The sequence below is a fragment of the Pseudomonas sp. NUPR-001 genome, assembly GCF_052147955.1.
In the GTDB taxonomy this organism is placed as follows: domain Bacteria; phylum Pseudomonadota; class Gammaproteobacteria; order Pseudomonadales; family Pseudomonadaceae; genus Aquipseudomonas.
In genome coordinates this window covers 1,882,722-1,904,722 of the sequence record NZ_CP197353.1, presented here as the reverse complement: position 1 = coordinate 1,904,722, position 22,001 = coordinate 1,882,722, and the positions used below count along the sequence as shown (strand labels likewise).

Sequence of the window (22,001 nt, the reverse complement as noted above, 5' to 3'; positions counted from 1 at the left end):
GCCACCGGCCGGAGCCGCTCAAAAAAGCCGGTTGAGGCCGTCGTAGGCCGCTACCCGATAGGCTTCGGCCATGGTCGGGTAGTTGAAGGTGGTGTTGACGAAGTACTTCAGGGTATTGCGCTCACCCGGCTGATCCATGATCGCCTGACCGATGTGAACAATCTCCGAAGCCTGGTAGCCGAAGCAGTGCACGCCGAGGATTTCCAGGGTTTCACGGTGGAACAGGATCTTCAGCATGCCTTGCGGCTCACCGGCGATCTGCGCCCGCGCCATGCCCTTGAAGAACGCTTTGCCGACTTCGTAAGGCACCTTGGCCTGGGTCAGCTCCTGCTCGTTCTTGCCGATCGAGCTGATCTCCGGAATGGTGTAGATACCGGTGGGTACGTCGTTGACGAAGCGCCAGCTGCCGTTATCGACGATGCTGCCAGCAGCCGAACGGCCCTGGTCGTGCGCAGCGCTGGCCAGGCTCGGCCAGCCGATCACGTCACCGGCACCGTAGATGTTCGGCACGTGGGTACGGTAGTTTTCGTCGACTTCGATCTGGCCACGGCTGTTGACCTTGATGCCGATGTTTTCCAGGCCCAGCTTGTCGGTGTTGCCGGTACGGCCGTTACACCAGAGCAAGGCGTCGGCCTTGATCTTCTTGCCCGATTTCAGGTGCAGAATCACACCGTTATCCAGGCCTTCAACCCGCTCGTACTCTTCGTTGTGGCGAACGGTGATGTTGTTGTTGCTGAAGTGGTAGCTCAACGCCTGGGAAATTTCCGAGTCGAGGAAGCTCAGCAACTGGCCACGGTTGTCCACCAGCTCGACCAGTACACCCAGGCCGCTGAAGATCGAAGCGTATTCGCAGCCGATCACACCGGCACCGTAAACGATCAGTTTGCGCGGGGTGTGGCCGAGGCTGAGGATGGTGTCGCTATCGTAGATACGCGGGTGGTGGAAATCGATATCGGCCGGGCGATACGGACGCGAACCGGTGGCGATGATGATGTGCTTGGCCACCAGCTTTTCGACCACGCCGTTAGCACAGACCACTTCAATGGTCTGCTCATCGGCAAAGCTGCCGGTGCCGAAGAATACGTCGACGCGGTTGCGGGCGTAGTAGCCGGTGCGCGAAGCAACCTGCTTGGCGATCACCTTCTCGGCGCTCTTGAGCACGTCCGGGAACGAGAACCAGCGCGGTTCACCAATGGCCCGGAACATCGGGTTGGTGTTGAACTGCATGATCTGGCGAACCGAGTGACGCAGGGCCTTGGACGGGATGGTGCCCAGGTGGGTGCAGTTACCGCCGACCTGGCGACGGGAATCGACCATCGCCACCTTGCGTCCTGCTTTGGCAGCATTCATTGCCGCCCCTTCTCCTGCGGGGCCGGAACCCAGCACCACTACGTCGTAGTTGTAGACAGCCATGCGTACTCCTTCAGAACAGGCCCGGTCGCCACATTGGCGAGCGAGGCTAGATCATGTCGCCAGCGGCGCCATGAAAAAAATTCGGGTGCAGTCTAATCAAGCTTGAACGCCGCGCACATTAACCCTTGGTCGCGTCGTAGGCTAATTTTCTCTGCACTACATGTGTTTTATCGCGGGGCAAGCCCGCTCCCACGGTGGGAGCGGGCTTGCCCCGCGAAGCACTTTCACTCCACCACCTGAGCAAACGCTGGCGTGCTGCGCGAAACGAAACCGTCACCAACCCGGGTCACGAATACCGCGGCGATCCCGTGCCTGAGAGCAAAGTCCCAGCCCTGCTGCGGCCCAAGGATCAACAGCAAGGTGGAATAGCCGTCAGCCATCAACGCCGAACGATCCACTACCGTGACCGCCGCCAGATCGTGTTGTACCGGTCGCCCCAGGCGCGCATCGAAGGTGTGCGAATAGCGTTGGCCATTCTCCTCGAAATAATTGCGATAGTCACCGGAGGTGGAAACACCAAAACCATCGACCACCAGCATTTGCTGGACAATCTGGCGATCTTCGCGCGGCAACTCCAGGGCCACTTTCCAGCCTTGACCATCAGGTTTGCGCCCGACCGCCTTCAGCTCACCCGTGACGTCGACCAGCAAATCCGCGACGCCCAGGGCTTTTAGCCGCTCAATCAGCACGTCCACCGCATACCCTGCAGCAATGCTGTTGAAGTCCACGGCCACCGGCGCATCCTTGCACAACTGCTCACCGACTATGCGCAAATGCCCATGCCCGACACGCGCACGCGCGCTGGCCAACGCCTGTGCATCGGGTACTTTTTCCATTCGCGACTGCGGACCGAAGCCCCACAGATCAAGCAAGGGCTCCACGGTCAGGTCAAACGCACCGTCACTCTGCTGCGCGAGTTGCTCGCCCATACGCACCAGTTCCAGCACCTCAGCGGGCATACGCTGACAGCTATTGACGGGCAAGCGATTGAAGGTTTCGATGGATGAGTCGCCGCGGTAGGTGGAAAAGTGCTTGTCGATACCTTCAAGAACCTCCTCCACCTCGCGCCTGACCCGCTCCGGCGCCGGTCCTTGTGGCGTGCGGACATACTGCACGGTGTAGCTGCTGCCCATGGTCGGGCCGCTGATCCGCTCCAGCGCGTGCTCCTGCCCACAGCCCAGCAGACTCGCCAGCACAACCCCCAAGACTGCCTTGCGCATCCGTCCTCCTGGAATATTCAGGCAAAAAAAACGGGAACCCTGAGGTTCCCGTTTTTCACAACCAAGACAAGCTTAGCGTGGGAAAGCTGGCGGGTTTACACCGGCCATGTCTTCCATCACGCGCACTACCTGGCAGCTGTAACCGAATTCGTTGTCGTACCAAACGTACAGAACAACACGGTTGTCGTTGCAGATGGTGGCTTCGGCATCGACCACACCGGCGTGGCGCGAGCCAACGAAGTCGGTGGATACCACTTCCTGCGAGCTCACGTAGTCGATCTGCTTGTGCAGATCCGAGTGCATGGCCATCTGGCGCAGGTACTCGTTGATCTCTTCGCGGTTGGTGGCCTTTTCCAGGTTCAGGTTCAGGATGGCCATCGACACGTTCGGCGTTGGTACACGGATCGCGTTGCCGGTCAGCTTGCCCTTGAGCACTGGCAGTGCCTTGGCGGCTGCAGTGGCTGCACCGGTCTCGGTGATAACCATGTTCAGCGGCGCGGCGCGGCCACGACGGCTGCCCTTGTGGAAGTTGTCGATCAGGTTCTGGTCGTTGGTGAACGAGTGAACGGTTTCAACGTGACCGTTGACGATGCCGAACTTGTCATTCACAGCCTTGAGCACCGGCACGATGGCGTTGGTGGTGCAGGAAGCGGCGGAGATGATCTTGTCGTCAGCGCTGATGTCGCCGTGGTTGATACCGTGAACGATGTTCTTCAGCGCGCCTTTGCCAGGCGCGGTGAGGATCACGCGAGCGGCGCCCGGGCAAGCCAGGTGCTGACCCAGACCGTCGGCATCACGCCATACACCGGTGTTGTCCACGACCAAGGCGTTTTCGATGCCGTACTGGGTGTAGTCGACTTCGCTCGGGTTCTTGGCGTAGATAACCTGGATCAGGTTACCGTTGGCGGTGATGGTGTTGTTCGCTTCGTCGATGGTGATGGTGCCATCGAACGGGCCGTGAACCGAGTCACGACGCAGCAGGCTGGCACGCTTGACCAGATCGTTCTCGGCGCCTTTGCGCACAACGATGGCACGCAGACGCAGGCCGTCGCCGCCACCGGTTTTTTCGATCAGGATGCGCGCCAGCAGGCGGCCGATACGACCGAAGCCGTAAAGCACAACGTCGGTGCCTTTACGCGCCGAAGCGTTCTGCTGACCAACCACTTCAGCCATTTCTTCACGCACGAACTGCTCGGCGCTGCGACCGTTGCCTTCCAGCTTGAATTTGTTGGCCAGCTTGCCCAGGTCAACCGAAGCGGCGCCCAGTTTCAGCTCGCTCATCGCTTTGAGCAGCGGGAATGTCTCGTGGACAGAGAGTTCGGTTTCGTCGGTTTGGCGATGACGAGCAAAGCGATGCGCTTTGAGGATCGAGATCACCGAGCGGTTGATCAGGCTGCGGCCATAGATCGAGCTCACCACATTGTTATTGCGGTAGAGCTGACCGATAAGCGGGATCATCGCTTCTGCAAGTGCTTCACGATCAATCCACTCACCAAGACACTGGTCGGGCTTCTGAGTCACGGGAACCTTCCACATGTAGGGACAGAAAAAAGGGGCTACATTATGACGCCCCGCAGCCCATCGAGCAATGAGCGCCTGTCGCCGCTCTGTCACTACATGTAATTAGCTGGTGCAAACCTGACAGCACGGGCCTCTGAACGGTACAATTGGCGTCTTTGTCGCAACGCTTGGAGCTCGACCTCCCGTGCCTGTTCTGCGTCTACCGCACCTGCCGGCCACTGCCGGCAAACAAACCTGGGGCAACCTGCCGGGCGCTGCCCTGAGCCTGGCCATTGCCGAAGCCGCCAGCGCCGCCAAGCGCTTCACCCTGCTACTGACCGCCGACAGCCAGAGCGCTGACCGACTGGAGCAGGAGTTGCGCTTCTTCGCGCCTGAGCTGCCGGTACTGCCCTTCCCCGACTGGGAAACCCTGCCCTACGACCTGTTCTCGCCGCACCAGGACATCATTTCCCAGCGGATCTCCAGCCTGTACCGGCTGCCGGAGCTTGATCACGGCATTCTGGTGGTGCCGATCACCACCGCCCTGCATCGCCTGGCGCCAACGCGCTTTCTGCTGGGCAGCAGCCTGGTGCTGGACATCGGCCAGAAACTCGACGTCGAGCAGATGCGCCTGCGCCTGGAGGCCAGCGGCTACCGCTGCGTCGACACGGTCTACGAACACGGCGAGTTCGCCGTGCGTGGCGCACTGATCGACCTGTTCCCCATGGGCAGCAAACTGCCGTACCGGATCGATCTGTTCGACGACGAGATCGAAACCCTGCGCACCTTCGACCCGGAGACCCAGCGCTCGATCGACAAGGTCGAGTCGGTACGCCTGCTGCCGGCCCGCGAGTTCCCGCTGCAAAAAGAAGCGGTCACGCAATTCAAGGCACGTTTTCGCGAACGCTTCGATGTCGACTTCCGTCGCTGTCCGATCTTCCAGGACCTGTCCAGCGGCATTACCCCGGCCGGCATCGAGTATTACCTGCCGCTGTTCTTTGAAGACACCTCGACCCTGTTCGACTACCTGCCCCAGGACACCCAGGTGTTTTCCCTGCCAGGTGTTGAACAGGCGGCCGAACACTTCTGGAACGATGTGCGCAATCGCTATGAAGAGCGCCGCATCGACATTTCGCGCCCGCTGTTGCCACCGGCCGAACTGTTCCTGCCGGTGGAAGACTGCTTTGCCCGCCTGAAAAACTGGCCGCGCGTGGTCGTAAGCCAAGACGATGTCGACAGCGGTGTTGGCCGTGAACGTTTCCCGGCCCAGCCCTTGCCGAGCCTGGCCATTGAAGCCAAAGCCAATCAGCCATTGGCGGCATTGTCGGGCTTTCTCGATCAGTTCCCAGGCCGGGTGCTGTTCACCGCCGAGTCGGCAGGCCGCCGCGAAGTGCTGCTGGAGTTGCTCGAACGCTTGAAGCTGCGTCCGCAAACGGTCGACAGCTGGAGCGCCTTTGTTGCTGGCAAAGAACGCCTGGCGATCACTATCGCACCGCTCGATGAAGGCCTGCTGCTGGACGACCCGGCAATTGCCCTGGTCGCCGAGAGCCCGCTGTTCGGACAACGGGTCATGCAGCGCCGCCGTCGCGACAAGCGCAGCGACGCCAACAACGACGCGGTGATCAAGAACCTTACCGAGCTGCGCGAAGGCGCACCGGTGGTGCATATCGACCACGGCGTGGGCCGCTACCTGGGCCTGGCGACACTGGAAATCGATAACCAGACCGCCGAGTTCCTCACCCTGGAATATGCCGAAGGCGCCAAACTCTACGTACCGGTCGCCAACCTGCACCTGATCGCCCGCTACACCGGCAGTGACGACGCCTTGGCACCGCTGCACAGGCTCGGCTCCGAGGCCTGGCAAAAGGCCAAGCGCAAGGCCGCCGAACAGGTACGCGACGTGGCCGCCGAGCTGCTCGACATCTATGCACGCCGTGCCGCCCGCAAAGGCTACGCCTTCGCTGACCCGTCGGTGGACTACGCCACCTTCAGTGCCGGCTTCCCGTTCGAAGAAACGCCCGACCAGCAAAGCGCGATCGAAGCGGTGCGCGAAGACATGCTGGCAGCCAAGCCCATGGATCGCCTGGTGTGTGGCGATGTTGGTTTCGGCAAAACCGAAGTGGCCATGCGCGCCGCCTTCATTGCCGTGCACGGCGGCCGTCAGGTGGCCATTCTGGTACCGACCACCCTGCTCGCCCAGCAGCACTACAACAGCTTCCGCGACCGCTTTGCCGATTGGCCGGTGACCGTGGAAGTCATGAGCCGCTTCAAGTCGCCTAAGGAAGTTGCGACTGCTGTCGCCGACCTGGCCGAAGGCAAGATCGACATCGTTATCGGCACCCACAAGCTGCTGCAGGACGACGTCAAGATCAAAGACCTGGGCCTGGTGATCATCGATGAAGAGCACCGCTTTGGTGTGCGCCAGAAAGAACAGCTCAAGGCCCTGCGCAGCGAGGTGGATATCCTCACCCTGACCGCCACGCCGATTCCTCGCACCTTGAACATGGCCGTGGCCGGCATGCGTGATCTGTCGATCATTGCCACCCCGCCCGCCCGCCGCCTGTCGGTGCGCACCTTCGTCATGGAGCAGAACAAGAGCACAGTCAAAGAAGCGCTGTTGCGTGAATTGCTGCGCGGTGGTCAGGTCTACTACCTGCACAACGATGTGAAGAGCATCGAGAAATGTGCTGCCGACCTGGCCGAACTGGTGCCTGAAGCGCGCATCGGCATTGGCCATGGGCAGATGCGCGAGCGCGAACTCGAACAGGTGATGAGCGACTTCTACCACAAGCGCTTCAACGTCCTGATTGCCTCGACCATTATCGAGACCGGTATCGACGTGCCGAGCGCCAACACCATCATCATCGAGCGTGCCGACAAGTTCGGCCTGGCCCAGCTGCACCAGCTGCGCGGCCGGGTCGGCCGTAGTCACCACCAGGCCTACGCTTACCTGCTGACGCCGCCGCGCCAGCAGATCACTCCGGACGCCGAAAAGCGCCTGGAAGCGATTGCCAATACCCAGGACCTGGGCGCCGGTTTCGTGCTGGCCACCAACGACCTGGAAATCCGTGGCGCCGGTGAACTACTCGGCGAAGGCCAGAGCGGCCAAATCCAGGCCGTCGGCTTTACCCTGTACATGGAAATGCTCGAGCGTGCGGTCAAGGCCATCCGCAAAGGCACGCAGCCAAACCTCGACCAGCCGCTGGGCGGTGGCCCGGAAATCAACCTGCGCCTGCCTGCGCTGATTCCCGAAGACTACCTGCCAGACGTGCACGCACGTTTGATCTTGTACAAGCGCATCGCCTCGGCGGTGGACGAAGACGGCCTCAAAGACCTGCAAGTGGAAATGATCGACCGCTTCGGTCTGCTGCCGGAACCGACCAAAAACCTGGTGCGCCTGACCTTGCTCAAGCTGCAGGCGGAAAAGCTCGGCATCAAGAAAGTCGATGCCGGCCCCAACGGCGGCAAGATCGAGTTCGAAGCCGAGACCCCGGTCGATCCGCTGGTGCTGATCAAACTGATCCAGGGCCAGCCCAAACGCTACAAGTTCGAAGGCGCCACCCAGTTCAAGTTCATGGTGCCAATGGAACGCCCGGAAGAACGCTTCAATAACCTCGAGGCGCTGTTCGAGCGCCTGACCCCACAATCTGCGTGAAGGAAGACCCATGCGTGCCATTCGCTGCCTGACCCTGCTGCTGGCGTTGTTCACTCCAGCGGCGTTTGCTGAAGGCGTTTATCAGGTTGAAATGCTGCTGGTACGGCAGAACGCCGTTCCGGCGATCACCAGCCAGTTCGCCCCGGAAGACTGGAGCAACGGCGCCCAGGCCATTGCCGCAGGCGATCTGCGCCAGCCGGCATTGACCGAAGAAGCCGCCAAATTGAGCGCTGACAGCCAATACACCGTGCTGCTGCACAAAGCCTGGAAACAGGATGCCGGCAGCGTTGCCATCAGTGACGGCAAAGAACAGTTCGGGCACTTCCCCATCGAGGGCAACCTGAACCTTAAAGAAGAGCGCTTTATCAGTGTCGAGGCCAGCTTCTGGGTCAACCAGTTCGATGGCAACGGCGCCGTCACCCAGAGCGAACAACTCAAGCAAAGCAACAGCACGGTAAAAAATGGAGAACTGACCTTCCTTGACGGCGGCCACCTGGCCCTGCTGCTCAAGGTCAGCAAGCCCTGAAAATGCCCGAGCAACTGATTGACACCCTCCAGCCACAACCACGGTTGTGGCTGGGCAGCATCGAATTCAGCGCCTTCGAACCGCGTAACGGGCGCATGCAGCGCCACATCCAGCACCGCGCAGCGTTGGCCTTTGGTTACGCCGGCGAATACGTGTGCGGCACCAAGAACATCGCCATCGTCAAGCATGAAGCCGAGCAGACCCTGCGCATCCAGCGCCAACCTGCCGCCGAGCGCAGCCTGCGTGAAACGCTGCTGCGCCTGGGCTTCAAAATTGCCACACGCCAGAGCAAGGCGCTGCCGGAAAGCGCGGGTGATCCGTTCGAACTGCCTAACGACAGCGCCTGGCTGCGCTTTGTCCTGAGCGAACTGCCAGCCCTGCGTGAGCAAGGCTGGCAGATTGAGTTTGCCGATGACTTCGCCTTTGACCTGACCCCGGTAGACGACTGGTATGCACATATCCAGGAAGCACCGGAACGCGACTGGTTCGACCTGGAGTTGGGCATTGTGGTCGACGGTGAACGCCTGAGCCTGCTGCCGATTCTGCTCAACCTGCTACGCACTCACCCGGAGTTGCTCAACACCGCACAACTGGCCAAACGCCGCGAAGATGAACAACTGCTGGTGACCATCCCCGGGCACGCGGGAGGGCGCCGCCCACTGCAAGTTGCCCTGCCCTACGGGCGACTGAAACCGGTGCTGGCTACCCTCGGTGATTTCTACCAGCGCGAGCCGGGCGAAATCAGCCTGCGCCTGGCCACCCCTGACGCCACACGCCTGAATGCCCTCGAGGAATTGCCGCTGAGCTGGCAAGGTGGCGACCGGGTGCGCAACCTGGCTGAACGCCTGCGCGACATACGCTTGCAGCCTGCGCAGACCCCGGACGGCCTCAACGCCACCCTGCGCAGTTATCAGCTCGAAGGCCTGAGCTGGATGCAGGCCCTGCGCGAGCTGGACGTCGGTGGCATCCTCGCTGACGACATGGGCCTGGGCAAAACCCTGCAAACCCTCGCCCACCTGCTTACCGAAAAAAACGCCGGACGCCTGACCCGCCCGGCCATGGTGGTTATGCCCACCAGCCTGATCCCCAATTGGCAGGATGAAGCCGCGCGTTTTGCCCCAGGCCTGAAGGTGCTGGCCCTGCAAGGCGTCGGCCGACGCAAGCACTTTGACCAGCTGCAGGATTACGACCTGCTGCTGACCACCTACGCCCTGTTGCCCAAGGACCTGGAACACTTCAAGGGCCTGGTGTTTCATGTGCTGATTCTTGACGAAGCGCAGTACATCAAAAGCCCAGGCAGCAAGGCCGCCCAGGCCGCGCGCCAGCTCGAAGCGCGCCAACGCCTGTGCCTGAGCGGCACACCGCTGGAAAATCATCTGGGCGAACTGTGGTCGCTGTTTCACTTCTTGCTGCCCGGCTGGCTGGGCGACGCCAAAGCCTTCAACCGCGACTACCGGGTGCCGATTGAGCGTCAGGGCAATGATGAACGCCTGCAGCACCTCAACGCACGGATCAAACCCTTCCTGCTCAGGCGCACCAAGGAACAAGTCGCCACTGAACTGCCAGCGAAAACCGAGATGGTTCACTGGGTCGAACTCAGCGATGCCCAGCGCGATGTTTACGAAACCATGCGCCTGGCCATGGACCAGAAAGTCCGCGCGGAAATCACCCGCAAAGGCGTCGCCCGCAGCCAGATCATCATCCTTGAGGCGCTGCTCAAGCTGCGTCAGGTGTGCTGTGACTTGCGCCTGGTCAACAGCCAGGCATCAACCGCCCGCAGCGCTCACTCAGGCAAGCTGGCGAGCCTGATGGAAATGCTTGAAGAGCTGCTTGCCGAAGGGCGGCGCGTGTTGCTGTTCTCGCAATTCACCAGCATGTTGCGCTTGATCGAGGCTGAGCTGCAGCAACGCGCCATCGCTTATGCCCTGTTGACGGGCGAAACCCGTGATCGCCGGGCGCCGGTGCACGACTTCCAGAGCGGGCGCTTGCAGATCTTCCTGATCAGCCTCAAGGCTGGAGGTGTCGGTCTGAACCTGACGGCCGCCGACACGGTGATCCACTTTGATCCCTGGTGGAATCCGGCGGCTGAAAACCAGGCCACCGACCGCGCCTATCGCATCGGCCAGGAAAAACCGGTGTTCGTGTACAAGCTGATTACCCGCGGCACGGTGGAAGAGAAAATCCAGCAGTTGCAGCAGGAGAAGTCAGCGCTGGCGGCCGGGGTGCTGGATGGTAGGCAGGCTGGGGATTGGCGTTTGGCGGCAGAAGATATTGATGCGTTGTTTGCGCCGCTGCCGGGCAAGCGTAAAGCGTCGAAAACAGGGTGATTGTATCGCGGGGCAAGCCCGCTCCCACCGACCGCGGCAGGAGCGGGCTTGCCCCGCGATTTCAATCAACCAACTGAGCCTCTTTCAACGCCCCCAGCGCCTCCAGCCAACGCGGCTGCTGGCGGTAATCGGTACGTGCAAAACCCTGCCCGCGCATGTGCGCAATACGCGGCGAAGGCTTGACCTTCAGGCGCTGCGCCGCGCTCAACGCCAGCTCCGCTGCGGCCCGGTCATTGCACACCAACCCCATGTCACAACCGGCGCTCAACGCCGCCTCAATGCGGCTGGCGGCATCACCTACTACATGGGCACCGGCCATCGACAGGTCATCACTGAAGATAACCCCGTCAAAGCCCAACTCACCGCGCAGAATGTCTTGCAGCCAACGCCGCGAGAAGCCTGCAGGTTGATTGTCGACCTGCGGATAGATCACATGGGCTGGCATCACCGCTGCCAACTGACCGCTCAGGCGCGCAAAGGGCACCAGATCAACGGCGCGGATCTGCTCCAGGCTGCGCTCGTCGGTCGGGATGGCAACGTGGGAATCAGCTTCAGCCCAACCGTGCCCGGGGAAGTGCTTGCCGCATGCCGCCATGCCAGCAGCGCTCATGCCGCGAATGAACGCACCTGCCAGCGCAGTAGCGCGCTGCGGATCACCCTCGAACGCACGGCTACCGACCACCGCGCTGCGCTGGTGATCCAGGTCCAGAACCGGGGCGAAACTCAGGTCCAGACCCACGGCCAACACTTCAGTGGCCATCAACCAACCGCACTGCTCGGCCAGGTACTCGGCGTTGTCGTTATCGGCAATCGCGCGCATCGCCGGCAAACGCACAAAGCCCTGACGCAGACGCTGCACCCGACCGCCCTCTTGATCCACCGCCAGGATCAGGTCCGGGCGAATGGCGCGAATCGAGGCGGTCAGTTCACGCACCTGACGTGGGCTTTCGATGTTGCGTGCGAAGATGATCAGGCCGGCCACTTCGGGTTGGCGCAGCAACTGACGATCTTCTGCAGTCAGCCAGGTACCGGCGATATCTACCATCAGGGAGCCTTGCAGGCTGGCACTCATATTTGATCCTTCAGTTCAGGGGCATATTGGCCCATTGAGGGCATGCGGCTTGTGCGATCAGCACCCGGCAATGCACCGGCACCCGCTCAAACAGGTGCAACAGGTCAGCATTGCGCAGGCGTACGCAGCCATGGGACAACGGCACACCCAAAGGTTCGCAGTCGGGCGTGCCATGCAGATAAATGTAACGACGGAACGTGTCGACTTCGCCCATGCGATTCAACCCTGGCTCGCAACCACTGAGCCAGAGGATACGGCTGAGGATCCAGTCGCGACCGGGATGTTGCATGTGCAGAGAAGGTGTCCATATCTCGCCGGTCCAGCGCCGCCCGCGCAGCACTGCACCTTGCGGTAAGCCGGCACCGATCTTCGCCCGCACCTGGTGCAGGCCGCGTGGCGTACACCCGGAACCGTTGCGCTCACCCGCCCCCTTCACGGCAGTGGACACCGGCAAGCGCAGGCACAACTGCCCCTGGGAAAACCCATAGAGGCATTGATCGGCAAGGGATATGTGCAGTAAATCCAGACTGGGCATGAGCGCTAGCTTAGCCGATGCGGCCCGCCGCGCCCAGCCATGCTAGGCCTTGGCGGTGGCTGTCGTGCTCGACGATTTACTGCGCGGGCGCAGTTGCGCAGCGGCCATGGCTTCATCGGTGACACCGCTGTCGGCACGCATGCCAGCAGCCAGGAACGGCACCATCAGGCGCATGACCTGCTCGATCGAGGTGTTGACGCCAAAATCGGTCTCGGCAATGGCGCGCAAGGCTTTAATCCCGGACATGCTGAATGCCGCCGCGCCGAGCATGAAGTGCACACGCCAGAACAGCTCGATCGGTGGGATACGCGGCGCGGCCTCATTGACCAGCAACATGTAGCGACGGAACACCTTGCCGTACATGTCTTCGAGGTAACGGCGCAAATGCCCCTGGCTCTGACTGAACGCCAGGCCCAGCAGGCGCATGAAGATCGACAGATCGTTACCGCTGCGCGGCTGCACGACCAGCGCCTGCTCAACCAGGATCTCCAGCAGCTCTTCAAGACTGGGTTTGTGTTCGGGGCGCGCCTGACGGCGTTCCAGCTCGCGCTCGAGACTGGTGCAGAAAGGGCCGAGAAAGCGCGAGAAGACCGCCTGGATCAGCGCCTTCTTCGAACCGAAATGGTAATTCACCGCTGCCAGGTTGACGCCGGCCTTGCTGGTGATCAGCCGTAATGAGGTTTCGGCAAAACCTTTTTCCGCGAACAACTGCTCGGCAGCATCGAGAATGCGTTCAACGGTTTCCGACTGGGCCATGACTACTCCGCCTGACAAACACTTGTTTGAAACATACGTTTCAAAGCGGTGATTTGTCAAGTCTGTGCAGGCGTTTTGCGGCTATACGGTCAGCTATTAAATCACAGCTGCAGGCCGCGTGCTGCAAGCGCTTGACGCCCCACCCCGGTTTTTCTTCAAGCATGGCGCTTGCAGCTCAACGCTTACTGTATATAATTACAGTCACTGTATAAAAAGACAGAGCGATCAATATGCTAAAACTGACGCCACGCCAAGCTGAGATTCTGGCTTTCATCAAGCGCTGCCTGGAAGACAACGGCTTCCCGCCTACCCGTGCGGAAATCGCCCAAGAGCTGGGTTTCAAGTCGCCTAACGCCGCCGAAGAGCACCTCAAGGCCCTGGCACGCAAGGGCGCAATCGAGATGACCCCAGGCGCCTCGCGCGGCATTCGCATCCCTGGCGTCGAGGCCAAAACCGAAGATAGCGGCCTGCCGATTATCGGCCGGGTTGCAGCCGGCGCCCCCATCCTCGCCCAGCAGCACATCGAAGAGTCCTGCAACATCAACCCGGCCTTCTTCCACCCCAGGGCCGACTATCTGTTGCGCGTAAACGGCATGAGCATGAAAGACGTCGGTATTGTCGATGGCGACTTGCTTGCCGTGCACACCTGCCGCGAAGCCCGTAATGGCCAAATCGTGGTCGCCCGCCTGGGCGACGAGGTAACGGTCAAGCGCTTCAAGCGAGAAGGCAGCAAGGTCTGGCTGATTGCTGAAAACCCCGAGTTCGCCCCCATCGAAGTCAACCTGAAAGAGCAGGAGCTGGTGATCGAGGGCTTGAGTGTCGGCGTTATTCGCCGATAAAAGGAGGCGTCATGCAGTTCCCCCACGCACCACAGCAAGCACAATTGCCCCTGTTCGAAGCGTTCCTGGCCCAGCCAGTGCTGCCCGGACTGAAAACCGCCAAGCCTGCGCCCCACCCTGGCGCCGCTCAGGTTTTCAGCGAACTGTCCTTGCGTGGCGCGCTGGGCAGCTGCCAGAGCCTGCTGGCTCCCATGCTGCGTGAACTGAGTGAATTGAGCGAAGAACAGGACGAGCGCTGGCTCACCCTGATCGCCCCACCCGCCAGCCTGACCCAGGCATGGTTACGTGAGGCGGGCCTTAACCGCGAACGCATCCTGCTGCTGCAGCCACGCGGCAACCAGAGCGCTTTGCAACTGGCCTGCGAAGCCTTGCGCCTGGGCCGCAGCCATACCGTGGTCAGCTGGTTGAACACCGTCAACAGCAGCACCCGCCAGCAATTGAGCAACGCCGCACGCGCAGGAGATGCGCAAAGCCTGAACATCCGCCTGGGCTGATATTCAGGAGCACTATTGATTGGTTTAGCCAGGCTTCCTCAGGACGAGGAAGCCATGCAGCGCGATCAATGCAGGACGCGTGGTCCGTCGTCTCGCTCGATTTCGCCTTCCACCAGCTTGCCGGCCATCTGCACGCCAACACTGAGCATGGCCTTGGCCACTTCGACGTGCTGCCCCTGCAGGAAGGCCTTGGCGTCCTCGGAGAAATCCAGGGTTACCAGGGAGCCTTCGTCCTCGGCACGGCGCAGCTCGATCCGGCCATCAGGTAACTCGACAATTTCTAAAAAGGACGTTGGCATAAGGGGCTGTTCTCCACGAAAGGCGGTTATTGTACCAGCGAGTGCCTCAATCAGCACTCACTCAGGCCTTCGCGAAAACGAACAGTCAGGCCCTTGAGGTTTTGCCGCCAGCTTTCCAATTCTTCCCGTGAAAGCGGCTGCGCTTCAGGCTCATCAAGGCTCACCGCCTGAATCAGCGGCTGGGTAACATCGCTTTTCGGTGCTTTTTTCGCGACCGGCGGTCGGAACAAATCGGCATAAGCCACCAGCAGCTGCGCCAGCCAGGTCTCACGTTGTTCGGCCAACTCAACCAACTCGGCCATTTCTGGAATGGCCACTGCGTCGAGCACATCACGGGTCAACAGCAGTTCTGCACGCGGCGCTACCGCCTGTGGCAAGCGGTAAAAACCGGCAATCTCGTGACAAAGCCCCAGTAAGGCACCGTAGAGGTGGAACAGCGCCGACTCACGCTCGGCCTGAATCAGCGCCTGGGCATTCATCGCCCGGCTCTCTTGCGCCTTGCCCATGGCGTCGAGCGCCAGGCCTGCGAAGTAAATCTTCTGGTTGGTGCGGGTATAGAGTTCCTGGGCCATCTGGATGCCCTCCGAAAGGCTGCAAGGCGGTCTATCAATCTACACTACTTCATCGCGGGGCAAGCCCGCTCCTACAGGTTATTGGTGCCCTGTAGGAGCGGGCTTGCCCCGCAACTCGGTCAGCGCTTGTCTTCAACCTTCCAGGCATTACCGTCGTAGAAGGCGCGCCAGCCAGTCGGCTTGCCGTCAACCTCGGTCTGCACGTACTGCTCCTTGGTTTTACGGCTGTAGCGAATCACCGCCGGGCGACCGTCCGGGTCTTTTTTCGGCGCTTCGCAGAGGAAGTGGTACTTCGGATCGATTTCGTCCTTGTGCGGAATGATCTCGATCACCAACGGCGCACGGGTCTCACGGTTTTTCGGGAACTGGCTGGCCGCCAGGAACAACCCCGAAGCACCGTCACGCAGCACATAGGTGTCGTTGACCTTTTCGCACTTGAGTTCCGGCATCTTCACCGCATCCATCTTCGGCGGTGCCGCTTCGCCGCTCTTGAGCAGCTTGCGGGTGTTCTTGCATTCGGCATTGGTGCAACCGAAGAACTTGCCGAAGCGACCGGTTTTGAGCTGCATTTCACTGCCGCACTTGTCGCACTCCAGGCTCGGCCCTTCGTACCCCTTGATGCGGTAGCTACCCTCTTCGATTTCATAGCCGGTGCAATCCGGGTTGTTACCGCAGATGTGCAACTTGTGCTTTTCATCGAGCAGGTACGCGTCCATTGCCGTGGAGCAGATCGGGCAACGGTGCTTGTTGAGCAGCACACGCGATTCCGATTCACCCTCGTCATCAGCGGCAATTTCATCACCCGGCACCAGGTTGACCGTGGCCTTGCAACGCTCTTTGGGCGGCAGGCTGTAACCCGAACAACCGAGGAACACACCGGTGGACGCGGTACGGATCATCATTGGCCGCCCGCAATCCTTGCACGCGATGTTGGTCAGGGTCGGCTGGTTGGCACGCATGCCTTTCTCGCCATCTTCAGCCAGCTTGAGCTTGGTGCTGAAGTCACCATAGAACTCATCCAGAACGTTTTTCCAGTCGCGCTCGCCCTGGGCAACGTCATCGAGATTCTCTTCCATGCCGGCGGTGAAGCCGTAGTCCATCAGATTGGAGAAGCTCTCAGACAGGCGCTCGGTGACGATATCGCCCATCTTTTCCGAATAGAAACGACGGTTGTGCAGGGTCACATAGCCGCGATCCTGGATCGTCGAAATGATCGCTGCATAAGTGGAAGGACGGCCGATACCGCGCTTTTCCATTTCCTTGACCAGGCTGGCCTCGGAGTAACGTGCAGGCGGCTTGGTGAAATGCTGGCTCGGATCAAGCTGAATCAGCTTGAGCACTTCGCCCTGGTTCATTTCCGGCAATACGTCGTCATCACCTGGCTTGCTCTGCTGTGGCAGCACGCGGGTGTAACCGTCGAACTTGAGGATACGGCCCTTGGCACGCAGCTCGAAGTCGCCGGCAGTGACACTGACGGTGGTCGACAAGTACTGCGCCGGTGGCATCTGGCAGGCGAGGAACTGGCGCCAGATCAGCTCGTACAGACGCTCGGCATCGCGCTCCATACCACTGAGCTTGGTCGGGTGCGTGTTGACGTCAGATGGACGAATGGCTTCGTGCGCTTCCTGAGCCCCCTCTTTGCTGCCGTAGACAATCGGCGCTTCAGGCAGGTATTTCTTGCCGAACTCGCTCTCGATGTAGCTGCGGGCCATTTCCACTGCATCGGTCGAGAGGTTGGTCGAGTCGGTACGCATATAGGTGATGTAGCCCGCTTCGTACAAGCGCTGAGCCATCATCATGGTTTTCTTTACCCCGAAGCCCAGGCGGTTGCTCGCGGCCTGCTGCAAGGTCGAGGTAATGAACGGCGCCGACGGCTTGCTGCTGGTCGGGCGGTCTTCACGCTTGGCAACGGTGTAGCTGGAAGACTTGAGCTTCTCCAGCGCCGCCATGGCCTGGGCTTCGTTGAGCGGCTTGAACGCCTCACCCTTCTCACGGGCCACTTCGAAGCGCACTTTGGCGTCCTTGGCGGTGCCCAGGTCAGCATGCACTTCCCAGTACTCTTCCGGGATGAACGCGCGAATTTCACGCTCACGCTCGACCACCAGCTTCACCGCGACCGACTGTACGCGACCGGCAGACAGGCCACGGGCGATCTTGGCCCACAACAGTGGCGAAACCATGTAGCCCACGACACGGTCGAGGAAGCGACGGGCCTGCTGGGCATTGACCCGGTCGATGTCCAGCTCGCCCGGCTGCGAGAAGGCTTCCTGAATGGCCTTCTTGGTAATTTCGTTGAACACCACACGCTTGTAGCGGCTGTCGTCACCACCAATGGCTTCGCGCAGGTGCCAGGCAATGGCTTCCCCCTCGCGATCCAAGTCGGTTGCGAGATAGATGGTGTCGGCGTCTTTGGCCAGACGACGCAGTTCTTCGATGACCTTTTCCTTGCCTGGAAGGATCTCGTACTTGGCTTTCCAGCCGTGGTCCGGATCAACCCCCATGCGCGCAACCAGTTGCTTGCGGGCCTTTTCTTTTGGCGACAAAGCTGGCGCCTCGCCCGCAGCGGCCTTGCCACGCTTGGCAGCAGGCTCCTTATTGGCGCTGGCCGAACCGCTGGTGGGCAGGTCGCGGATATGGCCGATACTCGACTTCACCACGTACTGGCTGCCCAGGTACTTGTTGATGGTCTTGGCCTTAGCCGGGGATTCCACAATGACCAGCGATTTGCCCATGGATCGGAAAATTCCTGAATACTGAAAATAAAAACACGGCAGGTACCTGACGCGGCACCGCTATATATAGTGGCAACAGAGTGAGGTCAAGCTTGACGCAATAGCTGCTCAGGCGCCGGAGGAGGAAACTGCTCGGCCTCAGGCGTGATCAAAGCAAAGCGCGGTACGCACTTCCCGTCAACCTCAACCGTCTCGGTAAACATCGTCAACGGACGCAACCAGCAGCTGAAATCGCCATAAAGCGTCTGGTAAACCACCATCCATTCCTCGGTTTCAGAATGGCGCGCCGTACCGAACACACGATACTCAGGCCCCTTGTAATGCCGGTATATGCCTGGCTGTATCTGCATGTTGCTCACCCTCTTGAAAAAAATTTCTACAAAAACAAAAACCGGGGCACCAGGCCCCGGTTTCCATCCGCAAAACGCTTAAACGCGTTCGAAGACGGTGGTAATACCTTGGCCCAGGCCGACGCACATGGTCGAAACGCCGAAGGTCCCGCCATTCTGCTTCATGACGTTGAGCAGGGTGCCGGAAATCCGTGCGCCCGAGCAACCGAATGGGTGACCCAAAGCGATGGCGCCGCCGTGCAGGTTAACCTTCTCATCCATCTTGTCGAGCACTTTCAGATCCTTGAGCACTGGCAGGGCCTGTGCAGCGAAGGCTTCGTTGAGCTCGAAGAAGTCGATATCGGCGATGGTCAGGCCTGCACGCTTGAGCGCTTTCTGGGTCGCAGGCACCGGACCATAACCCATGATTGCCGGGTCGACACCCGCCACAGCCATGGAACGGATCACGGCCAGCGGCTGGATACCCAGGTCCTGGGCGCGCTGGGCCGACATCACGATCATGCACGAAGCACCGTCAGTGATCTGTGAAGACGTACCGGCTGTTACCGTACCCCCTTTCGGGTTGAACGCTGGCTTCAACGCCGCCAGGCTTTCCAGGGTGGTGTCCGGGCGAATGGTTTCATCGTAGTCGAAGACCTTGAGGAAGCCGTTCTCGTCGTAACCCTGCATCGGGATGATCTCATCCTTGAACTTGCCTTCGACAGTCGCCTTGTGGGCGAGCTGATGCGAACGCAAGCCGAACAGGTCTTGCTGCTCACGGCTGATGCCATGCATCTTGCCGAGCATTTCGGCGGTCAGGCCCATCATGCCCGACGCCTTGGCGGCGTACAGCGACATGTGCGGGTTCGGATCGACGCCGTGCATCATGCTGACGTGGCCCATGTGCTCTACACCGCCAACGACGAAGACATCACCGTTACCGGTCATGATGGCTTGTGCCGCAGTGTGCAGGGCGCTCATGGACGAGCCACACAGACGGCTGACGGTCTGGCCGGCCGCCGTGTGCGGGATCTGAGTCATCAGCGATGCCATACGGGCGATGTTCCAGCCCTGCTCCAGGGTCTGGTTTACGCAGCCCCAGATGACGTCTTCAACTTCGTTTGGATCGACCTTGGTGTTGCGCTCCAGCACCTTGCTGATCAGGTGCGCGGACATGTCTTCGGCACGGGTGTTGCGGTGCATGCCACCCTTGGAGCGGCCCATTGGCGTGCGACCGAAGTCGACAATCACCACGTCTCTTGGATTCAGGCTCATATATTCTCTCGCTCTTTATCGTTGGGCGCTTAACCGAAGAAGCTCTGACCGTTTTTGGCCATTTCACGCAGCTTCGCGGTGGGGTGATACAGCGGACCCAGATCGGCGTATTTGTCTGCCAGGGCAACGAATTCGGCTACGCCGATCGAATCGATGTAGCGCAGTGCGCCGCCACGGAACGGAGGGAAACCAATGCCGTAGACCAGGCCCATATCGGCTTCTGCGGCGGTTTCAACGATGCCGTCTTCCAGGCAACGAACGGTTTCCAGGCACAGCGGCACCATCATCCAGTTGATGATGTCTTCGTCAGTGACTTCACGCTGTTCGTAGACAACTGGCTTGAGCACTTCAAGCACTGCAGCGTCAGCGACTTTCTTCGGCTTGCCGCGCTTGTCGGTTTCGTAGGCGTAGAAGCCTTTGCCATTCTTCTGACCCAGGCGATTGGCTTCATACAGCGCATCGACAGCCGAACGGCGGTCGTCTTTCATGCGATCCGGGAAGCCTTCAGCCATGACGTCACGACCGTGGTGACCGGTGTCGATACCGACCACGTCCATCAGGTAGGCCGGGCCCATCGGCCAACCGAATTTTTCCATGACCTTGTCGATGCGCACGAAGTCGACACCGGCACTGACCAGCTTGGCGAAACCGCCAAAGTACGGGAACAGCACGCGGTTGACCAAAAAGCCCGGGCAGTCGTTGACCACGATCGGGTTCTTGCCCATTTTCTTGGCGTAGGCAACGGTGGTGGCAACCGCCACATCGCTGGACTTCTCGCCACGGATAACTTCTACCAGCGGCATCATGTGCACCGGGTTGAAGAAGTGCATGCCGACAAAGTTTTCCGGGCGTTTGAGCGCCTTGGCCAGCAGGTTGATGGAGATGGTCGAGGTGTTGGAAGCCAGAATGGCGTCTTCCTTCACCTGGCCTTCCACTTCAGCCAGCACGGCTTGTTTGACCTTCGGGTTCTCGACCACTGCTTCAACGACGATGTCGACATTGGCGAAGTCGCCATAGGACAAGGTCGGGCGAATCGCGTTGAGCGCTTCAGCCATTTTCGCCGGGGTCAGACGGCCTTTTTCAACGCGTTTGCCGAGCAGCTTGGAGGCTTCGTTCAAGCCCAGCTGGATGGCGCCTTCGTTGATGTCCTTCATCAGGATCGGGGTACCTTTGACCGCCGACTGGTAGGCGATACCGCCACCCATGATGCCCGCACCGAGCACCGCCGCCTGCTTCACGTCATGCGCGATTTCGTCGTGGGCTTTGGCCTTGCGCTTGAGCTCCTGGTCGTTGAGGAACAGACCGATCAGGCTCTCGGCAACCGAAGTCTTGGCCAGCTTGACGAAGCCAGCAGCTTCGACTTCCAGCGCCTTGTCACGGCCGAAGTTGGCCGCTTTCTGGATGCTCTTGATCGCTTCAACCGGCGCCGGGTAGTTCGGGCCCGCTTGACCGGCAACGAAACCTTTGGCGGTTTCGAACGACATCATCTGCTCGATGGCATTGAGCTTGAGTTTCTCAAGCTTGGGCTGACGCTTGGCCTTGTGATCGAACTCGCCACTGATGGCGCGCTTGATCAGGTCCAGGGCAGCGGCCTGCAGCAGTTCTGGGGCGACCACAGCGTCGACTGCACCGACTTTCAGGGCATCTTCAGCGCGGTTTTCCTTACCGGCGGCAATCCACTCGATGGCGTTGTCGGCACCGATGATACGCGGCAGACGCACAGTACCGCCGAAGCCCGGGTAGATACCCAGCTTGACTTCCGGCAGACCGATCTTGGCGTTGCTGGACATCACCCGGTAGTCGGCAGCCAGGCACATCTCCAGACCACCGCCCAAGGCGATGCCATTGATCGCGGCGACAGTCGGAACGGCCAGGTCTTCGAAGTCACTGAAAATCCGGTTGGCTTCCAGGTTGCCGGCGACCAGTTCGGCCTCGGGCAGCTTGAAGTTGTCGACAAACTCGGTGATATCCGCGCCGACGATGAAGACGTCCTTGCCACTGCTGACAATCACGCCTTTGATCGATGCGTCGGCCTTGATGGTGTCTACAGCCTGACGCAATTCGTTCAGGGTAAGACGGTTGAACTTGTTAACGGACTCACCCTTGAGGTCGAACTTCAGTTCGACGATGCCGCTTTCAAGAGCCTTAACCGTGATGGCTTTACCTTCGTAAATCATCAACTGATCTCCACGATATGGAAGCTGAACTGTACACGCCAATCGCTGGTGAAAGACCCGGCTGGCCGTTAGCCATGTGTTGCCGAACCTTGCGCCAGGCACACCCGTCAGCGCGATAGTCGGGATTCTGTAAGAGCATTCTGACAATACAAACGCTCAATTCATACGCCCGTTTGATTTGGGTATGCACACATTCAACGAAAAGGTCGCCGTTGTCAAATACCCGAAAGCGGCCTGAAAACGCGACTTTGCGGTCACTTTCTGTCGAGCACGGGCAAAC

Annotated in this window: 17 protein-coding genes; 5 read left to right on the top strand and 12 right to left on the bottom strand. The window is 60.3% G+C overall.

Translation table 11 applies throughout. The annotated features are described in order from the left end of the window. Positions 1–18 precede the first annotated feature (18 nt). The 3 genes from sthA to ACP6KB_RS08785 form a co-directional block, all read right to left on the bottom strand. Positions 19–1,413 carry a Si-specific NAD(P)(+) transhydrogenase gene (gene sthA / locus ACP6KB_RS08795; RefSeq protein WP_038608908.1) on the bottom strand — a complete coding sequence of 465 codons (1,395 nt, stop codon included), beginning with the start codon at positions 1,411–1,413 and terminating at the stop codon, positions 19–21. Positions 1,414–1,637: 224 nt separating this feature from the next. After that, on the bottom strand, positions 1,638–2,633 hold the full coding sequence (locus ACP6KB_RS08790; protein WP_442113352.1) for an FAD:protein FMN transferase: 996 nt from the start codon (positions 2,631–2,633) through the stop codon (positions 1,638–1,640). Positions 2,634–2,705: 72 nt separating this feature from the next. After that, positions 2,706–4,169 (bottom strand): glyceraldehyde-3-phosphate dehydrogenase, encoded by a 1,464-nt coding sequence (locus ACP6KB_RS08785; protein ID WP_442113351.1) that lies wholly within the window; start codon positions 4,167–4,169, stop codon positions 2,706–2,708. Positions 4,170–4,338: 169 nt separating this feature from the next. Between ACP6KB_RS08785 and mfd the strand changes: the two genes are divergently transcribed. From mfd to ACP6KB_RS08770, 3 genes are read left to right on the top strand one after another with little or no spacing between them, the layout of a single operon-like run. Then, a complete protein-coding gene (gene mfd, locus ACP6KB_RS08780; protein WP_442113350.1) occupies positions 4,339–7,788 on the top strand; it encodes a transcription-repair coupling factor in 3,450 nt (1,149 codons plus the stop codon). A 10-nt stretch (positions 7,789–7,798) separates the two neighbouring features. Continuing rightward, positions 7,799–8,314 (top strand): CsiV family protein, encoded by a 516-nt coding sequence (locus ACP6KB_RS08775; protein WP_442113349.1) that lies wholly within the window; start codon positions 7,799–7,801, stop codon positions 8,312–8,314. A gap of 2 nt (positions 8,315–8,316) precedes the next feature. Continuing rightward, on the top strand, positions 8,317–10,641 hold the full coding sequence (locus tag ACP6KB_RS08770) for a DEAD/DEAH box helicase (RefSeq protein ID WP_442113348.1): 2,325 nt from the start codon (positions 8,317–8,319) through the stop codon (positions 10,639–10,641). Between the two features lie 61 nt (positions 10,642–10,702). On the opposite strand, the gene nagZ is transcribed toward ACP6KB_RS08770, so the two are convergent. Genes nagZ through psrA form a run of 3 tightly spaced genes read right to left on the bottom strand, consistent with a single transcriptional unit; the run spans position 10,703 to position 13,004 of the window. Next, a complete protein-coding gene (gene nagZ, locus ACP6KB_RS08765) occupies positions 10,703–11,701 on the bottom strand; it encodes a beta-N-acetylhexosaminidase (RefSeq protein ID WP_442114279.1) in 999 nt (332 codons plus the stop codon). Between the two features lie 22 nt (positions 11,702–11,723). Next, positions 11,724–12,248, bottom strand: a complete 525-nt coding sequence (locus ACP6KB_RS08760; RefSeq protein ID WP_442113347.1) for a L,D-transpeptidase family protein — start codon at positions 12,246–12,248, stop codon at positions 11,724–11,726. A gap of 42 nt (positions 12,249–12,290) precedes the next feature. Further along, a complete protein-coding gene (gene psrA, locus ACP6KB_RS08755; protein ID WP_442113346.1) occupies positions 12,291–13,004 on the bottom strand; it encodes a transcriptional regulator PsrA in 714 nt (237 codons plus the stop codon). 230 nt (positions 13,005–13,234) lie between these two features. Here psrA and lexA point away from each other — a divergent pair, with 230 nt between their 5' ends. Continuing rightward, complete coding sequence (gene lexA, locus ACP6KB_RS08750; RefSeq protein ID WP_442113345.1) at positions 13,235–13,843, top strand: transcriptional repressor LexA; 609 nt, start codon at positions 13,235–13,237, stop codon at positions 13,841–13,843. Between the two features lie 11 nt (positions 13,844–13,854). Continuing rightward, complete coding sequence (gene sulA / locus ACP6KB_RS08745; protein WP_442113344.1) at positions 13,855–14,337, top strand: SOS-induced cell division inhibitor SulA; 483 nt, start codon at positions 13,855–13,857, stop codon at positions 14,335–14,337. A gap of 65 nt (positions 14,338–14,402) precedes the next feature. Here the strand turns inward: sulA and ACP6KB_RS08740 are convergent, their stop codons facing one another. The 6 genes from ACP6KB_RS08740 to fadB form a co-directional block, all read right to left on the bottom strand. Next, positions 14,403–14,636 carry a hypothetical protein gene (locus tag ACP6KB_RS08740; RefSeq protein ID WP_045194907.1) on the bottom strand — a complete coding sequence of 78 codons (234 nt, stop codon included), beginning with the start codon at positions 14,634–14,636 and terminating at the stop codon, positions 14,403–14,405. Positions 14,637–14,686: 50 nt separating this feature from the next. Further along, entirely contained in the window at positions 14,687–15,208 is a 522-nt protein-coding gene (locus tag ACP6KB_RS08735) for a DUF6586 family protein (protein WP_442113343.1), read from the bottom strand. Between the two features lie 119 nt (positions 15,209–15,327). Continuing rightward, a complete protein-coding gene (topA, locus tag ACP6KB_RS08730) occupies positions 15,328–17,940 on the bottom strand; it encodes a type I DNA topoisomerase (protein ID WP_442113342.1) in 2,613 nt (870 codons plus the stop codon). A gap of 86 nt (positions 17,941–18,026) precedes the next feature. Then, entirely contained in the window at positions 18,027–18,290 is a 264-nt protein-coding gene (locus ACP6KB_RS08725; RefSeq protein WP_442113341.1) for a DUF1653 domain-containing protein, read from the bottom strand. 78 nt (positions 18,291–18,368) lie between these two features. Further along, the gene (gene fadA / locus ACP6KB_RS08720; RefSeq protein ID WP_442113340.1) at positions 18,369–19,544 is read right to left on the bottom strand and encodes an acetyl-CoA C-acyltransferase FadA; all 1,176 of its coding nucleotides are present in this window, start codon (positions 19,542–19,544) and stop codon (positions 18,369–18,371) included. Between the two features lie 29 nt (positions 19,545–19,573). Further along, a complete protein-coding gene (gene fadB, locus ACP6KB_RS08715; protein ID WP_442113339.1) occupies positions 19,574–21,721 on the bottom strand; it encodes a fatty acid oxidation complex subunit alpha FadB in 2,148 nt (715 codons plus the stop codon). Positions 21,722–22,001 lie beyond the last annotated feature (280 nt).

Bases quoted from the DNA above. Each gene is read 5' to 3' on its own strand.
- sthA (WP_038608908.1), bottom strand. From the start codon at position 1,413: ATGGCTGTCTACAACTACGACGTAGTGGTGCTGGGTTCCGGCCCCGCA.
- ACP6KB_RS08790 (WP_442113352.1), bottom strand. From the start codon at position 2,633: ATGCGCAAGGCAGTCTTGGGGGTTGTGCTGGCGAGTCTGCTGGGCTGT.
- ACP6KB_RS08785 (WP_442113351.1), bottom strand. From the start codon at position 4,169: ATGTGGAAGGTTCCCGTGACTCAGAAGCCCGACCAGTGTCTTGGTGAG.
- ACP6KB_RS08775 (WP_442113349.1), top strand. From the start codon at position 7,799: ATGCGTGCCATTCGCTGCCTGACCCTGCTGCTGGCGTTGTTCACTCCA.
- ACP6KB_RS08770 (WP_442113348.1), top strand. From the start codon at position 8,317: ATGCCCGAGCAACTGATTGACACCCTCCAGCCACAACCACGGTTGTGG.
- ACP6KB_RS08760 (WP_442113347.1), bottom strand. From the start codon at position 12,248: ATGCCCAGTCTGGATTTACTGCACATATCCCTTGCCGATCAATGCCTC.
- psrA (WP_442113346.1), bottom strand. From the start codon at position 13,004: ATGGCCCAGTCGGAAACCGTTGAACGCATTCTCGATGCTGCCGAGCAG.
- lexA (WP_442113345.1), top strand. From the start codon at position 13,235: ATGCTAAAACTGACGCCACGCCAAGCTGAGATTCTGGCTTTCATCAAG.
- sulA (WP_442113344.1), top strand. From the start codon at position 13,855: ATGCAGTTCCCCCACGCACCACAGCAAGCACAATTGCCCCTGTTCGAA.
- ACP6KB_RS08740 (WP_045194907.1), bottom strand. From the start codon at position 14,636: ATGCCAACGTCCTTTTTAGAAATTGTCGAGTTACCTGATGGCCGGATC.
- ACP6KB_RS08735 (WP_442113343.1), bottom strand. From the start codon at position 15,208: ATGGCCCAGGAACTCTATACCCGCACCAACCAGAAGATTTACTTCGCA.
- topA (WP_442113342.1), bottom strand. From the start codon at position 17,940: ATGGGCAAATCGCTGGTCATTGTGGAATCCCCGGCTAAGGCCAAGACC.
- ACP6KB_RS08725 (WP_442113341.1), bottom strand. From the start codon at position 18,290: ATGCAGATACAGCCAGGCATATACCGGCATTACAAGGGGCCTGAGTAT.
- fadA (WP_442113340.1), bottom strand. From the start codon at position 19,544: ATGAGCCTGAATCCAAGAGACGTGGTGATTGTCGACTTCGGTCGCACG.
- fadB (WP_442113339.1), bottom strand. From the start codon at position 21,721: ATGATTTACGAAGGTAAAGCCATCACGGTTAAGGCTCTTGAAAGCGGC.